Origin of the sequence: Bacteroides sp. 14(A), assembly GCF_000526555.1 — a bacterium.
Lineage (GTDB): Bacteria > Bacteroidota > Bacteroidia > Bacteroidales > Bacteroidaceae > Bacteroides > Bacteroides cellulosilyticus.
Genome location: NZ_JAGH01000002.1, coordinates 2808707 through 2827927 on the forward strand (window position 1 = coordinate 2808707; position 19221 = coordinate 2827927).

Genomic DNA, 19221 nt, shown 5'->3' on the forward strand with positions numbered 1-19221 from the left:
TCAGTTGATTTTTATATGTGTCAAAAAGTGCACGCAAAAGGATAAAAAGTACAAAGTATATTTTTGATAAGCTATTAGTTTTGCGATTATCGTTTAAGAAAGTAATTGAACTGGTTAGATGTTTTCAGGAAAATTTGGCTGCCATTATTGGCAGCCAATACTTATAAGATCAATATATGAAGAACTATTTTTTGTTAATTAAATAATACTATCATGAAACAAAAATTTGATTATGTGTGGAACGTAGGAACTCTGCTAATGGTATTGCTATTGCTGGTGCCGATAGCAGGGTTTACTCAAAACGGTACAGTGAAAGGTACTGTGGTCGATTCGGAAGGTGAACCTGTTATCGGGGCTACTGTAACGGAGAAAGGGCGAAAGGGGAATGGTGCTATTACCAATTTGGATGGAGACTTTACCTTGACGTTATCAGGGACAGAGAAAAAAATCATTGTGACCTTTATAGGTATGCGTACTGAAGAGGTAAGTGTTACTCCTGGAAAAAAGGTTCAAATTGTGCTTGAGGATGATGCGCAGCAGCTTGACGAAGTAGAGGTTGTGGCTATCGGTTACGGTAATGCACGACGGAAAGATCTTACAGGAGCAATATCTTCTGTTGGCGAGAATACTTTAAAAGATATTACTACCACTTCCGCTGCAAGTGCTATTACGGGGCGTATAGCTGGAGTTAGTGTAGTTACTACTCAAGGTTCTCCTGACGCTGAAGTTAGTATTCGTGTACGTGGAGGAGGATCTATCACCCAAAGTAATGATCCATTATTTATTGTCGATGGTTTTCAGGTAAATGGTATTGGAGATATTCCTCCTACTGATATCGAAAGTATTGATGTATTGAAAGATGCTTCATCTACAGCTATTTATGGAGCAAAAGGTGCTAATGGTGTAGTTCTTGTTACCACGAAAAGTGGACGTGTAGGCAAAATGGAGGTCTCCTTAAATGCTTCAGTTGGTTTTAATCATATGTATAATGAAACGGATGTACTTTCTCCTTATGAATATGTATATTTACAAAGAGAATTAGATCCTTCGACTAATGCGGGTTTTTTTGAACGCTATGGTAGATGGGATGATCTAGAGATATATAGAGGAAGAAAGGGGACTAATTGGCAAGCTAAATTGTTTGATCGGACTGGTGTAAAACAGAACTACAATTTGAATATCAATGGTGGGAGTAAAGATTTAGTGTATAGTTTAAGTTATACGCGTGATAATGAAGAATATATTATGAAAACTTCTGAATTTAATCGCGATAATTTGAATGTAAAAATTAGTAAAAAGTTTAATGATAAGCTGAAGATTGATTTTAATTCTCGTATGACCAGTACTGTCATTGATGGTACAAGTGTTTCTTCTGGGGGGAAACTGCGGGATTGTGTCAAATATCCACCTGTGGGTACTTTGAAAGATTTGACGGCAGAGGATTTACAGGGAAGCGAATACATTCCGGAGAATATCAGTGGTCTGAATGATCCTTTTTATAACATTGCGAACGAATATAAAAAACAGCAAAAATTCTCAAACTCTTATAACGCTGCATTGATTTGGGATATAATCAAAGGATTGAATTTTCGTGCAGAAGGAACTTATGTCTTTGATTTTGACCGTACAGATCAAATTTATCTGGAAAATACGGGAGAAGCTAATAATAAAGCCGGTCAACCAGTATCTTATCGGACTTATTGGAATGGTAAACGTTGGACAGGTAGAACTCAGTTGAGTTACAATAAACAAATAAAAAAACACCGATTTGATATTACGGCAGGATTAGAATTGAGTAGTAGTGAAAAAGATAATATGCGCATCAATTCAGACTACTATCCTATAGATTATACAGCAAATGATATTTTGTCTATGTGGAACAATGGTAAAGCGGAACCCACTTACACTACTATTGATGAACCTAATCGCAGTCAGTCTTATTTCGGACGTATGGGATATAATCTGAACAATCGCTATTATGCAAATTTTACTTTGCGTGCTGATGGTACCAATGTTTTTGCTCCTGGTAATAAATGGGGAGTTTTTCCAGCTGGATCGGTAGCATGGCGTATTTCTGATGAGAAGTTTATGAAAACGGCTAAAAACTGGCTCTCCGACTTGAAATTGCGTTTAAGCTATGGTAAGGCTGGAAATGCACGAGTAGGTTCTAGATGGCGTCAAACGTATAAAGCAGTGTCAGACACAAGATATTTATATTATCAGAATGAAACGGGAATGTCTTCTTTACAGACATCAACCACACTGCGTAATGAAGATTTAACTTGGGAATCAAAATATTCTGCCAATATAGGATTGGATATGAGTTTATTTAAGAATCGTCTGAAAATTAATGTTGATTTATATAAAGATATCACGAAGAATCTGATCATGTCAGTACAATTACCATCCAATGCCGGATACAGAGATCAGTATCAAAATTTGGGACAGACTACTAATCAAGGATTGGAAATATCGTTAAATGCTAATTTGATACAGAAAAAAGACGCTTATTTAGATTTTGGTTTTAATATCTCGTTTAATAAAAATAAAGTAGATGCTCTGTATGGTGCTAATCAGGATGTAATGATTTTGTCAGCCGGGGGTACTAGTGTCGGAAGTGACAATTATCGTATTTTTGTAGGTCAGGAGGTAGGATTGATGTATGGCTATATATATGATGGGCTATATGATTTTGATGATTTTACATTTAATAAAGAAACTCAAAGATGGGATTTAAACGAGGGTGTTGTTGATTGCTCAGGTGTACTTAGTTTATCTGGTAATTATTATGGACCAGGTCACATGAAATTGAAGGACTTGAACGGTGATGGAAAAATTGATCCGGATAATGACCGTAAAGTTATAGGACATGCACTCCCAAAACATACTGGTGGCTTTAATATTAATGCAGGCTGGAAAGGTTTTGATTTGGTGGCGATGTTCAATTGGTCATATGGTAATGATATTTTGAATCTTAGTAAAGTAGATTATGTAACTTATGCTGGTAGTAGAAAATATCAGAATATGAGTACGCTCATGAAGAAGGAAAACCGCTTCACTACTATTGATCCGGTTACGGGGCTTAATATTTATAATGGTGGTAATGCAGATCCTGAGCGATTGCGGGAAGTTAATCAGAATAAAACAATGTGGCATCCGATTATAAACAATAATATTACTACTGACTGGGTAGTTGAAGATGGCTCTTTTTTACGTTTGGGAACGTTGACTTTAGGTTATACACTACCGAAAAATTTAACTAAGAAGTTTGGAGTGAAAAAATTGCGATTATATGCTACAGCTTCTAATTTATTCTGTTTGACAGGATATAGCGGTCAAGATCCTGAAGTAAATACCAGTTCAAGTAATATGACTCCGGGAGTTGATAAATCTTCTTATCCAAAGAATAAGAATTATCTATTTGGTGCTAATCTAACTTTTTAATATTTATAATACATATCATGAAATATAAATTATTATATGCAGTTGTTACAGTGCAATTACTGTTCACTGCTTGCAGCGATTTTTTGGATACGGCATCTCCTTCAGAACAATCTGCTCAAGCTATATTTGAAAATGAAGGAATGGCTAAAGCTGCTGTTATGGGAGTCTATTCATATTTAGGCGATACTTATGTTTATGGTCAGAAAATGTCTGTTAACTGGCAAGGGAATTCGGATACGGATATGTCCAATGGCTTTATGGAAAATCCCAGTAGTGATAAAAATGGAGATAGCGGGCCTGCGAATTTTTGGGCGGATTGGTACAACAAGACAACTCAGTGGGGAAATATCTTTAAATTAACAGAATTGGCAAGTACTGCTGTTGATGGTATTCGTAATTCAAAGTTGTATGAAGAAGGTTCCATCACAATGAAATATTTACTAGGCGAAGCGCTAACGTTACGTTCATTGGCTTATCTTGAATTGGTGCGTCGTTGGGGAGATGTTCCTTTTAAAGATGGTATTGCCAATTCTGACTTGTCAAATGTATATATGGGAAAAATTAATCGAGATAGTATTTATCCGTTTCTTATCAGAGATATGCAAGAAGCTGTTGAATGTTTGCCATGGGTGGGTGAAGTCGGTGATTATAATTGCGAACGTGTAACTAAAGGGTTTGCAAAAGGCTTATTAGCTCGTATTGCTTTGTTTGCAGGCGGTTGGTCTATTCGTGATGGTAATCAGTTTTCTGATGCAAATGTAGAGCATTATCCTAATTTGGAAAACAATCCGGGTATGAAAGAAATGAATAACTACTATGTGGGGCGTACTAAGGATTGGAGGAAATACTATGAAATAGCAGAGGAACAGTGTGCTGAAATTATTGGGGATCCACAAAACCCTCATCAATTGGATCCTGATTATGGCAATATTTGGAAAACTGTATGCCATTTAGATTATAATCCTTATAATGAAAATATGTTTGAAGTTGCTAATGGTCTGGGATATAGTGGTGATATTGGTTCATTGATGGGGAGGCGTATGGATAATAAGCCTGAAAATTTTGGTGGTTCATATGCATGCTCAAATGCCTTTTATTTTTACTCTTTTCTCCCTCAAGACAAACGTCGTGATTATGCGTGCTATTGGGCTACTTATAAAAAGGATAATACATATGTTAGGGAAGTTATGGGGAATAACATTATGGGAGTAAGTTATGGAAAATGGGGGTATTTCTGGACATGCGATGCATATAGAAATTTGCTTTTGACAGCAACTTCGCGTGTACCGACTGGAATTAACTGGATTCTAATGCGTTATCCTGATATCTTTTTGATGTTTGCAGAGGCGCGCTATGGATTGGGTAAAGGTGAAGATACAGTGAATGAGAAAGCCGGTATAAGTGCGCGCCAAGCTTTAGAGAAAGTACGTGAAAGAGCATTTGGAACAGGTTCACCTGAAATAAAGAAGTATGATGCAGATTTCTTTAATGCTATTGTCAATGAGAGAGCTTGGGAGTTTGGAGGTGAAGCCATTCGTAAATTAGATTTGATTCGTTGGGGATTATTAGATCAAAAGATAGAAGAGATGAAAGAGGCAATGCTATTAATGCTTGATGGTACTCAAACGATTAAGATTTTTGATAGAGTGTATGAACCTTCAGATTTCCCTGATAAGTTATATTTTAAATATGACAAGAATAATGAGTTTATTGATTGGGAATCCGTCAATTTCTATGAAAGGCTGGCGTTTAATCCTGATCAGAATGTTTATACGGAAGTGAATTGGTTTCCTGTTAATAATTGGAATCTGGAAGATGAAAGGCGAGTGAATGATTTAGTTAATAATTCAGTGAAAATATTGCTCTACGCTTCCGGACTACGAGCTTCATATAACTATGACGAATTATTTTCTAAATTGAAATATGGTGATTTAATTAAAAAGAAGTTTATTACCATGACAGCTGGAAACGGAGTTTGCAACTATCGTCATTTATATCCCATTTATTATGATGATATATATAAATCCAAAGGATATTTAGAAAATTCATACGGATATGATTATAAATAATTAGAATGTACATTTATGAAAAACAAAGACCTATATTGTATACTAGTATACTTTTTAGCATTTATTGCGATTGGATGTAGCGATCAGCCCAATGATTGGGAATATGATCCGAACTATGATATACTATTTCGTCCAATTAAATTCGAGATTAAAGAAAGCAAAGCAACTTCTGTATTAATAGAATATAAAGGTGTAGAAGAGGCTACCAAGTATGTATTTGAATTCAGTGAAGGGGACAGTTTATTATTTACCAATGTTATTCGTACTGTGGAGATATTGGCTGATACATTGACTCCATATACCAAAGAGGCAACAGTGTCTGCCACTACCTACCGTACTCTATTTAAGGAGTTGAATGGAACAAGTAAATACTCAGTTCGGTTAAGGGCGGTCAATCAAAATAATGGTAAGGAATCAAAATATGTACAAGCTTATTTTAAAACTCCTAGTGAGCAGGTATTTACAAATAATATTTTAGGATTGGATAATATCATGCTGTATTGGGAACCGAATATAGCTGTTACACATATATCTTACGGTGAACTGAAATACCAGAATGAAAAAAATGACACAATATGGGCACCGAAACGGATCATTACAGATATTGAAAAAAAAGAAGGAAGTCTCTCTGTTGATGGTTTAAAGCCTGGTACCAATTATGTGTTTGTGATTTATAATGAACTGGTACGCAGAGGAAGCTTAAACTTGAGAACATTGGGATCTAATACAGGTGGCATGATTAAAGTGAATGCAGGTGATGATATTGATAATTTGCTGAAATCTAGTGCTGATAGTACCGTATCTCTAATTTTTGATAAAGAGCAGACATATGAGATTGGTAAGATAACAATACCGAAAAATATTAATCGCCTTTATTTAATAGGAGGTGGTAGAGGAGGATCGCAACCTTTATTAAAATTGTATAGCATAAGTTTGTCTGGCTCTATCAGGGGAATTTTATGTCAGAATATAGAAATAGACAATACCATGAAAGAGAATTTCCAAATCAATGTAAATGGTGGAAAAACTTTCAGAGATGTTGAATTTGACGGTTGTATTATTCGAAATATTCCGCGGAGCCTTATTCGAATTGATGATGCAGATGCGAAAATAGGTAATATCAAAATTAATAATTGTATAATTAAGAATGTTGGAGCTAACGGCTATGGACTTATAAATGTAGGAAAAGCTTCCTCGATAAGTACAATATCTATCACAAACACAACAATGATAGATATTGGTGATCAGTTAATGGATATACGGGTAGATGTTGATAAGATTAGTATTAATAATATGACTTTCTGTAATTATACTATTGGTATTCCGAAGATTTTTCTTTTAAATAAGCAGCCTAAGGCTATTACTGTAAAGAACTCAATCTTTACTGGAGACAATAAGGGCAATAAAGTAAATTCTGGTAATGGGGATTATTCAAGTTATTTGAATTTCTCCTCATGCTATCTCACTTCTGATTTTGAAGTAAATAAAAATAAGTTTACGAATGCTGTTATTGTAGGTTTGACTTCTGAAGAGTTGTTTGTTAATCCTCGTCAAGATGATTTTCATTTCAAAAGCGATGTGAAATTTGCCGGAAAAGGCGAAGTTGGTGATCCTAGATGGTGGTAGCTTTGAAATTTGTACTCTATACAAAATATTGTATAAATTAGGAAATACGGGACTCATTGTGAGTCCCGTATTTTTTTTATTGGCTTTTTACAAAAGCCAAAGATCGTGTCAGCACGTAATAAAGTAAATAACCTGAAGGAGTTTACAGATACCATCTGTTCCGTTTTCTCCCAATCCTCTACTCAAATATGAATAATGTATCAAATCTGGGACTTTTGTAAATATATGGTTTATAGGGACAAGAAGGAGTTTACAGTCAATATGAAGAATATGTATAATACTCCCAATAAAGAAATAGTTACTGTTGAAATGAACCATTTATAGAAGAAATAGACATAGTGAATTCATAACTAGGGATTGATTATGAACCTATTTATATTTGAAAACAAAGAAAAATCTATAAAGAAATAGGCTACTTATCACAAGCAGCCTATTCCATAATACTTATTGTTGTAAAACTAAATTTAGCATACTATCTCGCTAAATGTTTAATGCAAATTTACAGAAAAGTATAAAAGGAACTTTGCACTTCTAGTTTACTAACGTGTATTATTTGACCAAATAATGTTTTTAACCTCATTCTTTGTATTATTTGTTCGTCTTATATTCTGTGGGGGTACAATTCATTATGTTTTTAAATACTCTATTAAAATATTGAGGTGATGAGAATCCGCTCATATAAGCCACTTCTGATATTGTGTATGCTTCAGAATCTAATAGTTGAACGGCTCTTTTTATTCTCATATCTCTAACAAAGTCGATGGGAGATACCCCCAATAATGACCTGATTTTCCGATAGAACACTGTCCGACTTAGATTCATACTATCGGCAAGGTCTTCAATCTTAAAATCAGGATTTTGCAAACCTTCTTCTACGGCTTGTACTATCTGGTTGATAAAAGTTTCATCAAAATGAGTTATTTGAGGTATTGAAGGAGAAATATCTCCGGATTTTCTTGTAAAATGACTCCTAAGTGCATCCCGCTGTTTCAAAAGCGAACTGATTCTTGCTTTCAGATAACTTGAGCTGAAAGGTTTAGTTATGTAATCGTCAGCACCGTATTCTAATCCTTGAATCCGGTCATCTAATGATGCTTTAGCGGATAAAAGAATAAAAGGGATGTGACTGATATTATGGTTTTTCTTCACAGCTTCCAATAATTCGATTCCATCCATTACAGGCATCATAATGTCACTGATAATGAGATCTGGCATCGCTGAAACTGTTAAGTCAAGTCCGGATTTACCATCTGCGGCTTCTAGTATCCGATAATCCTTTTGCAACATATTCACTAGGAAATGCCTTAATTCTTCATTATCTTCAACTATCAGAATATCAATGTTTTTATCTGCACCTTCTGTCGGACTTGTGTTTTCTGGAATTTTATAAGAAGTAGTGGTCTGCTGGCTATCATTCATGATAAATTCAATATTTTCATCAGACTTAAAAGCATCGTAGTTTATAGGAAGGGATACTTCGAAAACACTTCCTTTACCTAAAGTACTATCTACTTTTATAGATCCATGTAGTAGGTGCACCAATTCTTTCACTAATGAAAGTCCGATGCCACTTGATAAATTATTATCTTTTTGGCCTAGTGTCTCAAATCGTTTAAAAAGAGTATCGATTTGATATAAATCGAATCCTTTCCCCTCATCTTTTATACTAAAGTTCAAGGCATTCTTATCGAAAGTAACTGTTATGAGAATATTTTTTCCGTTCGGTGTATATTTGAATGCATTGGATAGCAGATTAAATAGTATCTTTTCAAGCTTATCAATATCTGTATAAATGGTTTGATATTCTTGTGGACAGTTTAGTTCAAAATGAATATCTTTTTGATGTGCTATGCTGGAGAAATTTTCGAATGTTTGCTTAAACAGTGGTAAAACATCTACTTGTTCGATATATAACTTCATTTTGTTATTTTGTATTTTTCTGAAGTCAAGTATTTGATTGATAAGCTTTAACATCCGGTCAGTATTCCGCTTAGCAGTTATCATATTCTCATGTCCCTCTTGGCTCAAAGATTCATTATTGATTACCTCTTCGATAGGATTAGCTATCAGAGTGAGCGGTGTACGAAGTTCATGTGAGATATCGGTGAAGAAGCGTAATTTAAGATTAGTAAGTTGTTGCTCAAAATCTACTTTTCTTCTTAAATTTAGAGTGTATACCAGAATTCCCGACACTATAAATATGGTTACCAGTATAAGAAAAGCGTAAACCATCCATGCCCATTTAGTTTCCCAGAAAGTGGGTTCTACGTGTATGGCGAGTGCGGTTATATTCTCTACCCAGACTCCATCTCCATTGGTTGATTTGACTTCTAAGATAAAGTTTCCAGCCGGTAAGTTGACAAAACTGGCTGTATGGTTTTGGTTGATATAGGTCCATTTTTCGCTAACCCCTCTCAGTCGATAGGCGTATTCTAATTTTTCTTTATTGGTAAAATCTAAGGCAGCAAAGGAGATAGATACATTACGTTCGTCGGCTTTTAACTTTAACGTATTGTCTAAAATAGATGATGAGATAGAGAGTTTATCGTTTTTGCGAATATCAGCTTTTGTGAAGACTATTGGTGGAATAAAGGAACTTTTTTGGAGTTTTTTTAAATCTAACTGTAGAGTTCCTTCATAGGTTCCGATATACATTTTATCATCATTGTCTAACACAGAAGGCACTTCGGTAATAGGTAAATATGTGTGAAGGTTGAATCGGTCATAGTTTTCAAACTGGTGCTTCTTTGGATCAAATTTGCAAATAGAGTTTTCAAAGCTAATCCATAAATATCCTTTTTTATCTTCTGTTATAGAATAGGTCATATCCGAAGGTAATCCGTTCTTTTTATTATAGTGAAAGAATTGAATTTGTTCTGATAATAAATTATCAGAGATCATTTTACTAAGTCCACCACTATATGTAATGACGTATATTTCTTTCGATTTGGTTTCGAGTGTATAGAATACATCATTATTGCTTAAACTCTCTGAACGTGACTCTTCACTTTTATTGTGATAAAATATTATCTTCTCTAATTCTTCAAAATTTGTAGAGAATGTTAATAAACCATCCATTGTTCCTGCCATTATAATGCCATCAGAGGTACATCTCATTGTTCTTACTTTTGAACATTGAACTTCTGGGTAGAGTTTTAACCTGTTTCCTTTGTGAATGAAATGTAGATTTGGAAAAGTTCCTTCAACAAGATTGACGCCGCCACCGTATGTTCCAATCCAAATACGCCCTTGTAAGTCTTCACAGATGGAGTAAATGGAATTGGAATTAATGCTGGTTGAGTCATTTGGTTGATGTGTGAATTGAGTTAATTTATATCCGTTTATTCCTTGGGTAGCTACATATAAACCATTTCTCCTGCTCCCCATCCATATTCTATGTTGCTTATCTTCAAAGAAACAATAGATATCTGCACCTAGAGAAAGCTGTTTGTCTTTGGCTATATTTCCGGATGCACTTAGATTACCCAAATAGTTTTGGTTGTCATCATAAATTTCTACTTTTTGATTTTTAGAGGCTACCCATAAGTACCCATTACTATCAATGAATAAACCTCGTACTTCTATACCATCTGTATTGGATATATATTGAGAACTTCCGTTCGAAAAGGATATTTTATCAAATCCTGATCCACACCGGGCCCAGAGGTTGTGATGAGAATTTATCATATAGTTCATTCCTACAGCTTGGTAGTAAATTTTATTTCCTTTGTCGTATGAGTAAGCTTGTTCGAAACGTTGAGTTTGGGAATTGTAAAAAGAGAGTTCGCCAAGGGGAGGTAATATCCAGATAGTTCCATGGTCGTCTTCGTGAATAAAACTGTTGTTTATATGTTGAGTAGTGGTAGGATAATCAATAAAATGAATAACGCCGTCATTCATATTGCATTGCATTACTTTTTCTCGACCATTGAACATCCATAAAGTTCCATTGCGTGCTTGAAATACTTGTTCAGGTCTTACAGGTTCTGCTTTTTCATCAATAGTTATATACTGGAAGGATTTTGTCAGATAATCAAAAATAAGAATACCGCGTTCGGTTGTGAGTACTAATTTCTTGTCTTGCAAAAGAGATAATTCATAAAAAGATTGGATGGGATGTGGAATTTCGATGTCTTGTATTTGATGATCGGAGTTATAAACAGCTAGTTTTCCAGTGTCTTCCGCCAGAAAAAAAAGTTTGTCTGTTCTGACAGCATGTTTGAATTTTCTTTTACCAGACAATTTATTCTTTCCATAAATCCAGTGTCCTCTATTGGTTAATACCCATTCGTTGTTATACTGATCAAGGGCGATTGAATATATTTGATTTCCATGCTCTGGAACAGAAAATGGAGGAATATATATTAGGCCTTCTTTCTCTTTGTATCTTTTTTCGTCAATGCGCCAAAGACTACCATCATTTCCTATCACCCAGAGTATACCATTTTCTAGAGGGATCATTTTGTTTATTGATTCGCATTGCTTTATATCTGGGTGATATGAAAAAACATCGATATAACTTTCGGCTGCGATATCAAATAAATATATTTTATAGTCATAAGTTTCACACCAAATAGTATTATTATGTCCCATTTTAGCATCCTGTAATCGATTATGTTGTAGTCTAACTTTATCTGTGGGGTAAGATTTATAGTTTTTGAAAGTATACCCATCGAATTTCTCCAATCCGTTCCAAGTGCCCAGCCAGATATACCCTTCTTTATCTTGTAGAATGCTTTGAATCTTACTTTGCGATAAACCGTCTTCAATAGAATAGTGTTTAACACTGATTAAACCTTGAGCGGACACTAGCTTCGTATTCCATATACAAAAAAACAATATTACCAATAGGTGTATTTTTACTCTCATATCGATTAAATCAAAGGTGAATATGATACAAAGTTATACATTTAAAAATCTAATTGAATATAAATTAACCAAGAAATTGGTTGATGGTCAATTTGTGTAATCAATCGCACAAATAGTATAAGAACGTCTTGAGGTAGCCGCCTACATTTGCACTAAATTCTAAAAATAAAGCTATGCGATTGGATAAAATTAAAATGTCAGTGTCCTTATTAGTATTTACTGTATCCTTATCTTCCTGTTACTATAAAAAGGTGGATCCATGGGATAAAATGATCGAGGTTTATGAGCAGATAGTACCTCCTACGTTTCCTGATAAAAATTATGTGATTACAGATTATTATGATGGAAAGGATTCGTTATATACGAAAGCGATAAATCAGGCTATTACTGAGTGCTCAGTTCAAGGAGGGGGAAAAGTCATTATTCCTAAAGGAATATATCCGACAGCTCCCATCCGATTAAAATCAAACGTGAATTTACATTTGGCTGACAGTGCGGTGCTTAAGTTTACTACGGATTATAATCTGTTTGATACGGTACGGACACGTCTTGAGGGAATTGACTGTTATAATATTTCTCCACTAATATATGCCTATGAGGAAGTAAATATTGCAATTACCGGTAATGGTATAATGGATGGGCAAGCTGATAGATCAAATTGGTTCTGTGATGAGAGAATTCGAGGTGTGGTGCAGAAAGATGGTAAGCATACAAACGAAAAGACATTGCTTTATGAAATGAAAGAGGATTCTGTTCCTTTTGACAAACGTGTGTTTAGTGGAAAGAGTAGCATACGACCTCAATTTATCAATCTCTATAAGTGCAAAAATATTCTTCTGGAAGGATTTACGATTAATCGTGCTCCATTTTGGCTGATCCATCCTTTGTTGTCAGAAAATGTAACAATAAGGAAGGTGAAGATGCAAAGTCATGGTTATAATAATGATGGCTGTGATCCGGAGTCATGCAATAATGTGTTGATTGAAGATTGTGATTTTGATACAGGTGATGATTGTATTGCTATTAAATCAGGGCGCGATGAAGATGGGCGCTTTTGGAATATCCCAAGTGAGAATATAATAGTGCGTAATTGCCGTATGAAGGATGGGCATGCGGGAGTAGCTATAGGTAGTGAGGTGACTGGAGGATGCCGTAATGTGTGGGTAGAGAATTGCCGGATGGACAGTCCGGAGTTGGATCGTATTATTCGTATCAAATCGAATGCGATACGAGGTGGTGAAGTAGAGAACTTATTTGTCAGAAATATTTTTGTTGGTGAATGTAAAGAGTCTATTTTAGGGATCGAAATGAAATATTGGCGAGTAGAGAAAGGCCCCTATCTCCCTTATTTCCATAATATTTATTTGGAAAATATTATAAGTAAGAAAAGTCAGTACGTGTTGCATTTGGATGGTTTTGAAGACAAAACGCAGATACAGGACATTTTTATAAAAGATTGTGTGTTTGATGGTGTTGGGGAATCAACGATTAATAGAATAATTGGAGCCGATAACATTCGTTTTGAGAATGTGAAAGTGAATGGAAAAATGTACAAATGAAAATAAACTAAAAATAGGAAATATGAGTAAAGAAAAAGTTTTTTTGATTGTTTTTGCACTTTTAATATTGGGTGTAGAGAATATTTTTGCGGGAGGAACAATAATCTCAAATGCTAAGCGTATTGCTTCTGGTAAAATTGAATTGGAACTGAAAACAGGGAAGTTAACGCTTATTCCTTTGAATCAAAATTCCATTCGTGTACAGTTTAGTCAACCAGATTCTGAGCCGGTGGAGGAACTGATTTATACTGAAAGCGTTAAGGCTCCTAAGCCTCAGATAAAGGAAAATGATCAACAGGTATCATTCACCCTTGACGGAATTTCGGTTATGTTTGATAAGCAAACTGAGGCATTAACTTTTAAGGATCGAAATGGACGGGTTATTTTACAGGAGAAAGCTGGGGGGAGGTCAATGGTTAACTCAACTGTACAAGGGGAACCAACTTTTGTTGCTGAACAGAAATTCATATCTCCTGTGGATGAATATATTTACGGTACGGGACAGTTTCAGGATGGATATCTTAACATTCGTGGATTGACCCGGCGCATGACACAGGTTAATACCCAGATTTCGATTCCGTTTATCTTGTCAAGTAAAGGATATGGTTTGCTATGGAATAATTATGGATTGACGGATTTTAATCCGGCAGAAGATTATGTAAAACTGATTCCTGGGACAGAAAATGGGGAAGAAATCACGGTGGATGCTACAAGTACTAGTGGAAATAAAAAGGAAGTGAGACGTATAAACCTGTTTACAGCTTCATTAACAGTGCCGGAAACGGGAAATTATTCTTTATTATTAGATGTTGGGCAACGTATGGCACGCAAATATTTTCTGTCTATAGACGGCCGAAATCTTATAGACGTTAACAATACTTGGCTGCCTCCCACTACATCGTTGATTGTGAAGTTAGAGAAAGGAAAACATGAAATTGAAGTACAAGGTGAACGAAACGATAAACCTTTATTATATTGGCGTAAAGTGACGGATGAAACAATATTTCGCTCTCCAGTAGCTCAAACATTAGATTATACAGTATTTGCAGGAGTTGGGGATGAAGTTATAGCCAGTTATCGAGAATTGACAGGAGCTGCACCCTTAATGCCATTGTGGGCAATAGGGTATATCCACTGTCGGGAAAGATATAATACCCAAGAAGATCTTTTGGAAAATGCCAGAGAGTTTCGTAAACGGAAATTACCAATTGATATGATTGTACAAGATTGGCAATATTGGGGAAAGTATGGTTGGAATGCTATGCAGTTTGATGAGGACCGATATCCTGATCCAGCTGCAATGGTGAAAGAACTTCATGACATGAATATGCGATTAATGCTTTCTGTATGGTCAAAAGTGAGTAGAAAGTCTACACTTGGTAAGCAAATAGAGGAAAAGGGATATTATATTTCTGGTACCGAGTGGCTTGATTTCTTTAATCCCAATGCAGCTGCATTTTATTGGAAGAATTTTAATGAAAAATTATTAAAACCTTATCGTATTGACGCATGGTGGCAAGATGCTACGGAGCCGGAAAACGATGATTTAAAGAATCGTCGAGTCAATAAAGGCCAGATTCCAGGGGAAGTTTACCGAAATGTTTATCCTTTATATGTTAGTAAAACTATCTATGAAGGCTTACGTCGGGATGATTCGAAAAGAAGAGCCATGATTTTTACTCGAAGTGGATTTTCAGGAATGCAGCGCTATGCTGCAGCTACTTGGTCGGGTGATGTTGGATACGATTGGGAAACTTTGCGCCGTCAAATTACTGGAGGATTGGGGCAAATGGCAAGTGGATTACCTTGGTGGACCTATGATGCCGGTGGATTTTTCCGACCTCGTAACCAGTATACCAGTCCTGAATATCATGAGATGTTTATTCGTTGGGTCCAAGCGGGAACTTTCTTCCCATTGATGCGAGTACATGGCTATAAAAGCAACACGGAACCTTGGCGTTATGGGGACAAGGTAGAAGGTATTGTTGCTCAATACTTGGATTTGAGATACCGTATGCTTCCGTATATTTATTCTCAAAATGCAGAAATTTTTTTCTCGGGTTCTACTTTGATGCGTCCGCTAGTGATGGATTTTTCAAATGATAGGAAAGCTTTGGAACAAAATCATCAGTTTATGTTTGGGCCTTCATTGTTAGTTGCTCCGGTTACTAAAGCAAATGTAAGTAAATGGAATACATATCTTCCTGATTATGCTGCTGGTTGGATTGATTTTTGGCGTGGAGGGAAATACCAAGGAGGACAAAGTGTTGATATAGATGTTGATATGGAAAAAATACCTTTGTTTGTTAAGGCTGGCTCGATTATTCCATTTGGTCCGGTAAAGCAATATACCTCTCAGGAGGAGGGAGAAAATGAATCATTAGAAATTCGTATTTATCCCGGAGCGGATGCCTCATTTATGATTTATGAAGATGAAGGCAATAACTATAATTATGAGAAGGGACAATTCAGTACAATTGAATTAAACTGGAATGATGCGAAAAAAGAATTGGAGATAGGCAAAAGAAAAGGAGTATTTCCTGGCATGAAGGGAAAAAGAACCTTTAACATCGTTCTGGTTTCTCCACAATCAGGAGTTGGAATCTCTACCTCTTCTTCTGGAGTGACTGTCTCGTACAATGGCAAGGCTACAAAGCTCAAGATAAAATAAGGTGGCTCTGAATCGTTTTGCTATAAATTTTTAATTACTTAATATAGATCGATGATATGAATATAAAATGTTATTACTCGGTATTACTTCTAATACAACTCTTTTTAATTAATTCCATTAATGCTTTGGCTAGTGATAGTATTAATGTCAATAATAACTCTTTTTTTTCATTTGATGAACAAATCGTAAATGGTACTACAGGAACACCGCTTGGAGGGTTTGGGTGCGGGGCTATTAAGTTTGATGCGAATACCGGAACATTCTCAGCGATGACTGTTCCACCAGCTGATGCCTACGATTTCAAGAATGTAGCAGACGCACAATTCCAACTTTTTACAAACCGGAATGGGCAAATAGAGACGAGGAATATTTTAAAAGCAATTCTTACCCATGGAAGACCAAATGATGATGCTATTTGGCCTTTGCATAAAGTTGATTTCGGCTCTGTTAATGGAGTGAGAATCGAATTAACAGGAATCTCACCTTTAGATAATAAGGATTATACGAATATGCATCTTCCTTATGCTTTATATGAGATTAGCCTTACCAATATGGAAAGTTCGGAAGTTATTTCTGCTTTTGCTCTCAAATGGAATAGTGAAAGTGCTCCATTTTTCTCTTTACCGGCAAAAGGAATCTATAGTGATGAATGGAGTATCTTGGTGAAAACTAGTCATTCCAAGGCAGGTGTATCAGTAGGCGATGACAAGGAAAACCGTTTTTTGAGGAGCGGTGTTTGTTCTTCCTCGCAAGAACAGGCACATACAGGCAAGGTTGCTGTAAAAATGAACCTGTTGCCACATGAAACTCAGAAAATATATTTTGTGGTGGCTTGGTATGATCGTACTGACCCTGAAATTGGTTATTATAAGAATTTGTACAAAACTCCGAGAGCGATTGCTGAACATGGTTTAAAGGTATTTTCTAAATTGAAATATAATGCAGAAAAGCTGGTAACAGGAATGCGGGCTTCTAATTTACCCGGTTGGCTAAAAAATCAGACGTTGAATACTTTGGTTAATGTTGTGACTAATTCAATGTATAAAAAAGATGGGAGGGTAGCTTTTGCTGAAGGACAATGGACTTGCTTTGGTACGATGGATCAAATGTGGTTGGCAAGGCAGATTATGTATATGTTGATTCCCTATTATGCATGGCAGGAATTAGCTTATTGGGCTAGAACGCAGATGAAAAATGGACAGATACATCATGATTTTAATGTAATGAGCGTAGGTAAAGAGCGGGAAAAAAGATCAATCCTTGTTTCTTGGGATGATACAGAGCATATAGATTATAGAAATATTCAGAAATGGGTTGATTTGAATTGTGGTTTTATTATATCTGTTTTTGAGATTTACCGGGCGACAGCTGACCGTAAGCAATTTGATTTATTATGGCCGTATGTTAAAAAGGCTGCGCAACGAATCCTTGATCAGGTAGAACAATATGGCAGTACTAAGTATCCATTTACATTCGATGGATCAGAGAACTCTTATGATGCCGGAGGAAATCCAGATCCGTATAATTCTAATCTTTCAGCTGTTGCTTATAAGATGATGATACAACTGGCAGGTGAAAAAGGGGAGGCTGATTTAGTAAAATTATATGAGAATGCGTATAAGATGGTAGTGAATTCTTTTCATAATCGTTATATCAGAGATGGACAATTTGTGGCAGGTAAGCATTGCGAATCAATATTTGCCGGGCAGTGGTTGGCTTTTCATCTGAAATTAGGAGAAATATGGAAAGCGGAAGATACAGATTTTATATTAAGTAAATTGGAGAATTATTATTATCCTTATTATCGTGGACTTGGATATCCGGAAGGTACTTATGACGAATGGAGTCCTTATATTTTAGCCCATTATGGGGGATTATTACTTAATACTGGTCGATTAGATCAATGGCATGCCATGCAGAAAGATTCCTATTTGCGACAGTATTTGGATCGTAACAGAGTTTTTGATCATCCATTGAATATTTTGCCTCTTGTGAATGAACCGAAATGGGTATCGACAAATATAAAGAGTAAAAAGCAATATATAAGTATTCCTGCTATGTGGAGAAATTATTATGATATTGTAGGGTTTCATCGCGATTTTCGTAGTAAAGAATTGTGGATAAAACCAATTATTCCTAAAACGATGAATCATGAAATGAAAAATGCAATGTTCATTTCTCCGGAAGGTTACGGTTATATAGATTGTAAGGAAAGCGGTGAATATATGCAAGATAGGGAAATCGTGATTCGGACGGAGAGTCCAATGCCTGTAAGTACTTTATATTTATCAGATAATTTTGAAGAAAATATTTCTGTAACGATTAATGGCAAAAAATATCCTTTTACACGAATAGGCTCGGGCTATGCGAAAGAGATAGCGGTTAGATGGAATGGAAAGATTACAGAAAAAGGGATACGTATAGTGGTAAAAGGTACACCTGAAAAGAAGGTAATTCCTATACCAGTGAAACCTGTAACTGGTGTGATTTCTAACTCTTCAATAAATCAAATGTCTCCATATGAGACTATGGAGGCTGAAAATGCAGATAAGTTGGCAGGAACTAGTATTGTGCAGTCCAATAAGGGAAATAGATATGTGACCTCCTGTAATAATTTCGATTATATTCAATTCTCTAATATTGATTTTGGGAAAAAAGGGGCTACTCAATTAAAAATTAGAGTTTCTGGTTTATCTGAAAATTCTGAGATAGAAGTTGTACTTGATGATACATCAGGTACAGTAGTTGGTAATTGTAAGGTTCCTGCTACAGGTGGAGAGGAAGTATGGGTGGAGCTAGAATGCCCGGTGGGAAAAATTACGGATATTCATAATGTCGTTTTACGCTTTTATGGAAATAGCTCTGATAATTTAATGAATATTGATTGGATTCGTTTTAAATAACAGAATATATGTATGATGAGATTTTTTGAGAGAGATTGAAGGAAATAAAAAGTATAGATTGAGAAGATACGGAAATATTT

At 35.6% G+C, this 19221-nt stretch carries 7 protein-coding genes; 6 read left to right on the top strand and 1 reads right to left on the bottom strand.

Annotated features, from left to right (window positions below; genetic code table 11):
• Nucleotides 1-213: 213 nt before the first annotated feature.
• The 3 genes from K429_RS0118210 to K429_RS0118220 are packed head-to-tail and all read left to right on the top strand — an operon-like array spanning nt 214 to nt 7139.
• Nucleotides 214-3444 carry a TonB-dependent receptor gene (locus K429_RS0118210; protein ID WP_026367830.1) on the top strand — a complete coding sequence of 1077 codons (3231 nt, stop codon included), beginning with the start codon at nt 214-216 and terminating at the stop codon, nt 3442-3444.
• Between the two features lie 17 nt (nt 3445-3461).
• On the top strand, nt 3462-5513 hold the full coding sequence (locus K429_RS0118215) for a RagB/SusD family nutrient uptake outer membrane protein (protein WP_026367831.1): 2052 nt from the start codon (nt 3462-3464) through the stop codon (nt 5511-5513).
• A 15-nt stretch (nt 5514-5528) separates the two neighbouring features.
• Entirely contained in the window at nt 5529-7139 is a 1611-nt protein-coding gene (locus K429_RS0118220) for a DUF5123 domain-containing protein (RefSeq protein WP_026367832.1), read from the top strand.
• A 588-nt stretch (nt 7140-7727) separates the two neighbouring features.
• Here K429_RS0118220 and K429_RS0118230 read toward each other — a convergent pair.
• The gene (locus K429_RS0118230; RefSeq protein WP_026367833.1) at nt 7728-12008 is read right to left on the bottom strand and encodes a hybrid sensor histidine kinase/response regulator transcription factor; all 4281 of its coding nucleotides are present in this window, start codon (nt 12006-12008) and stop codon (nt 7728-7730) included.
• A 173-nt stretch (nt 12009-12181) separates the two neighbouring features.
• On the opposite strand from K429_RS0118230, the gene K429_RS0118235 reads away from it, so the two are divergent.
• The 3 genes from K429_RS0118235 to K429_RS0118245 are packed head-to-tail and all read left to right on the top strand — an operon-like array spanning nt 12182 to nt 19141.
• Nucleotides 12182-13567 carry a glycoside hydrolase family 28 protein gene (locus K429_RS0118235; protein WP_007215421.1) on the top strand — a complete coding sequence of 462 codons (1386 nt, stop codon included), beginning with the start codon at nt 12182-12184 and terminating at the stop codon, nt 13565-13567.
• A gap of 22 nt (nt 13568-13589) precedes the next feature.
• On the top strand, nt 13590-16238 hold the full coding sequence (locus K429_RS0118240) for a TIM-barrel domain-containing protein (RefSeq protein WP_007215422.1): 2649 nt from the start codon (nt 13590-13592) through the stop codon (nt 16236-16238).
• A gap of 56 nt (nt 16239-16294) precedes the next feature.
• Complete coding sequence (locus K429_RS0118245; RefSeq protein ID WP_026367834.1) at nt 16295-19141, top strand: carbohydrate-binding protein; 2847 nt, start codon at nt 16295-16297, stop codon at nt 19139-19141.
• The last annotated feature ends 80 nt before the right edge of the window (nt 19142-19221 follow it).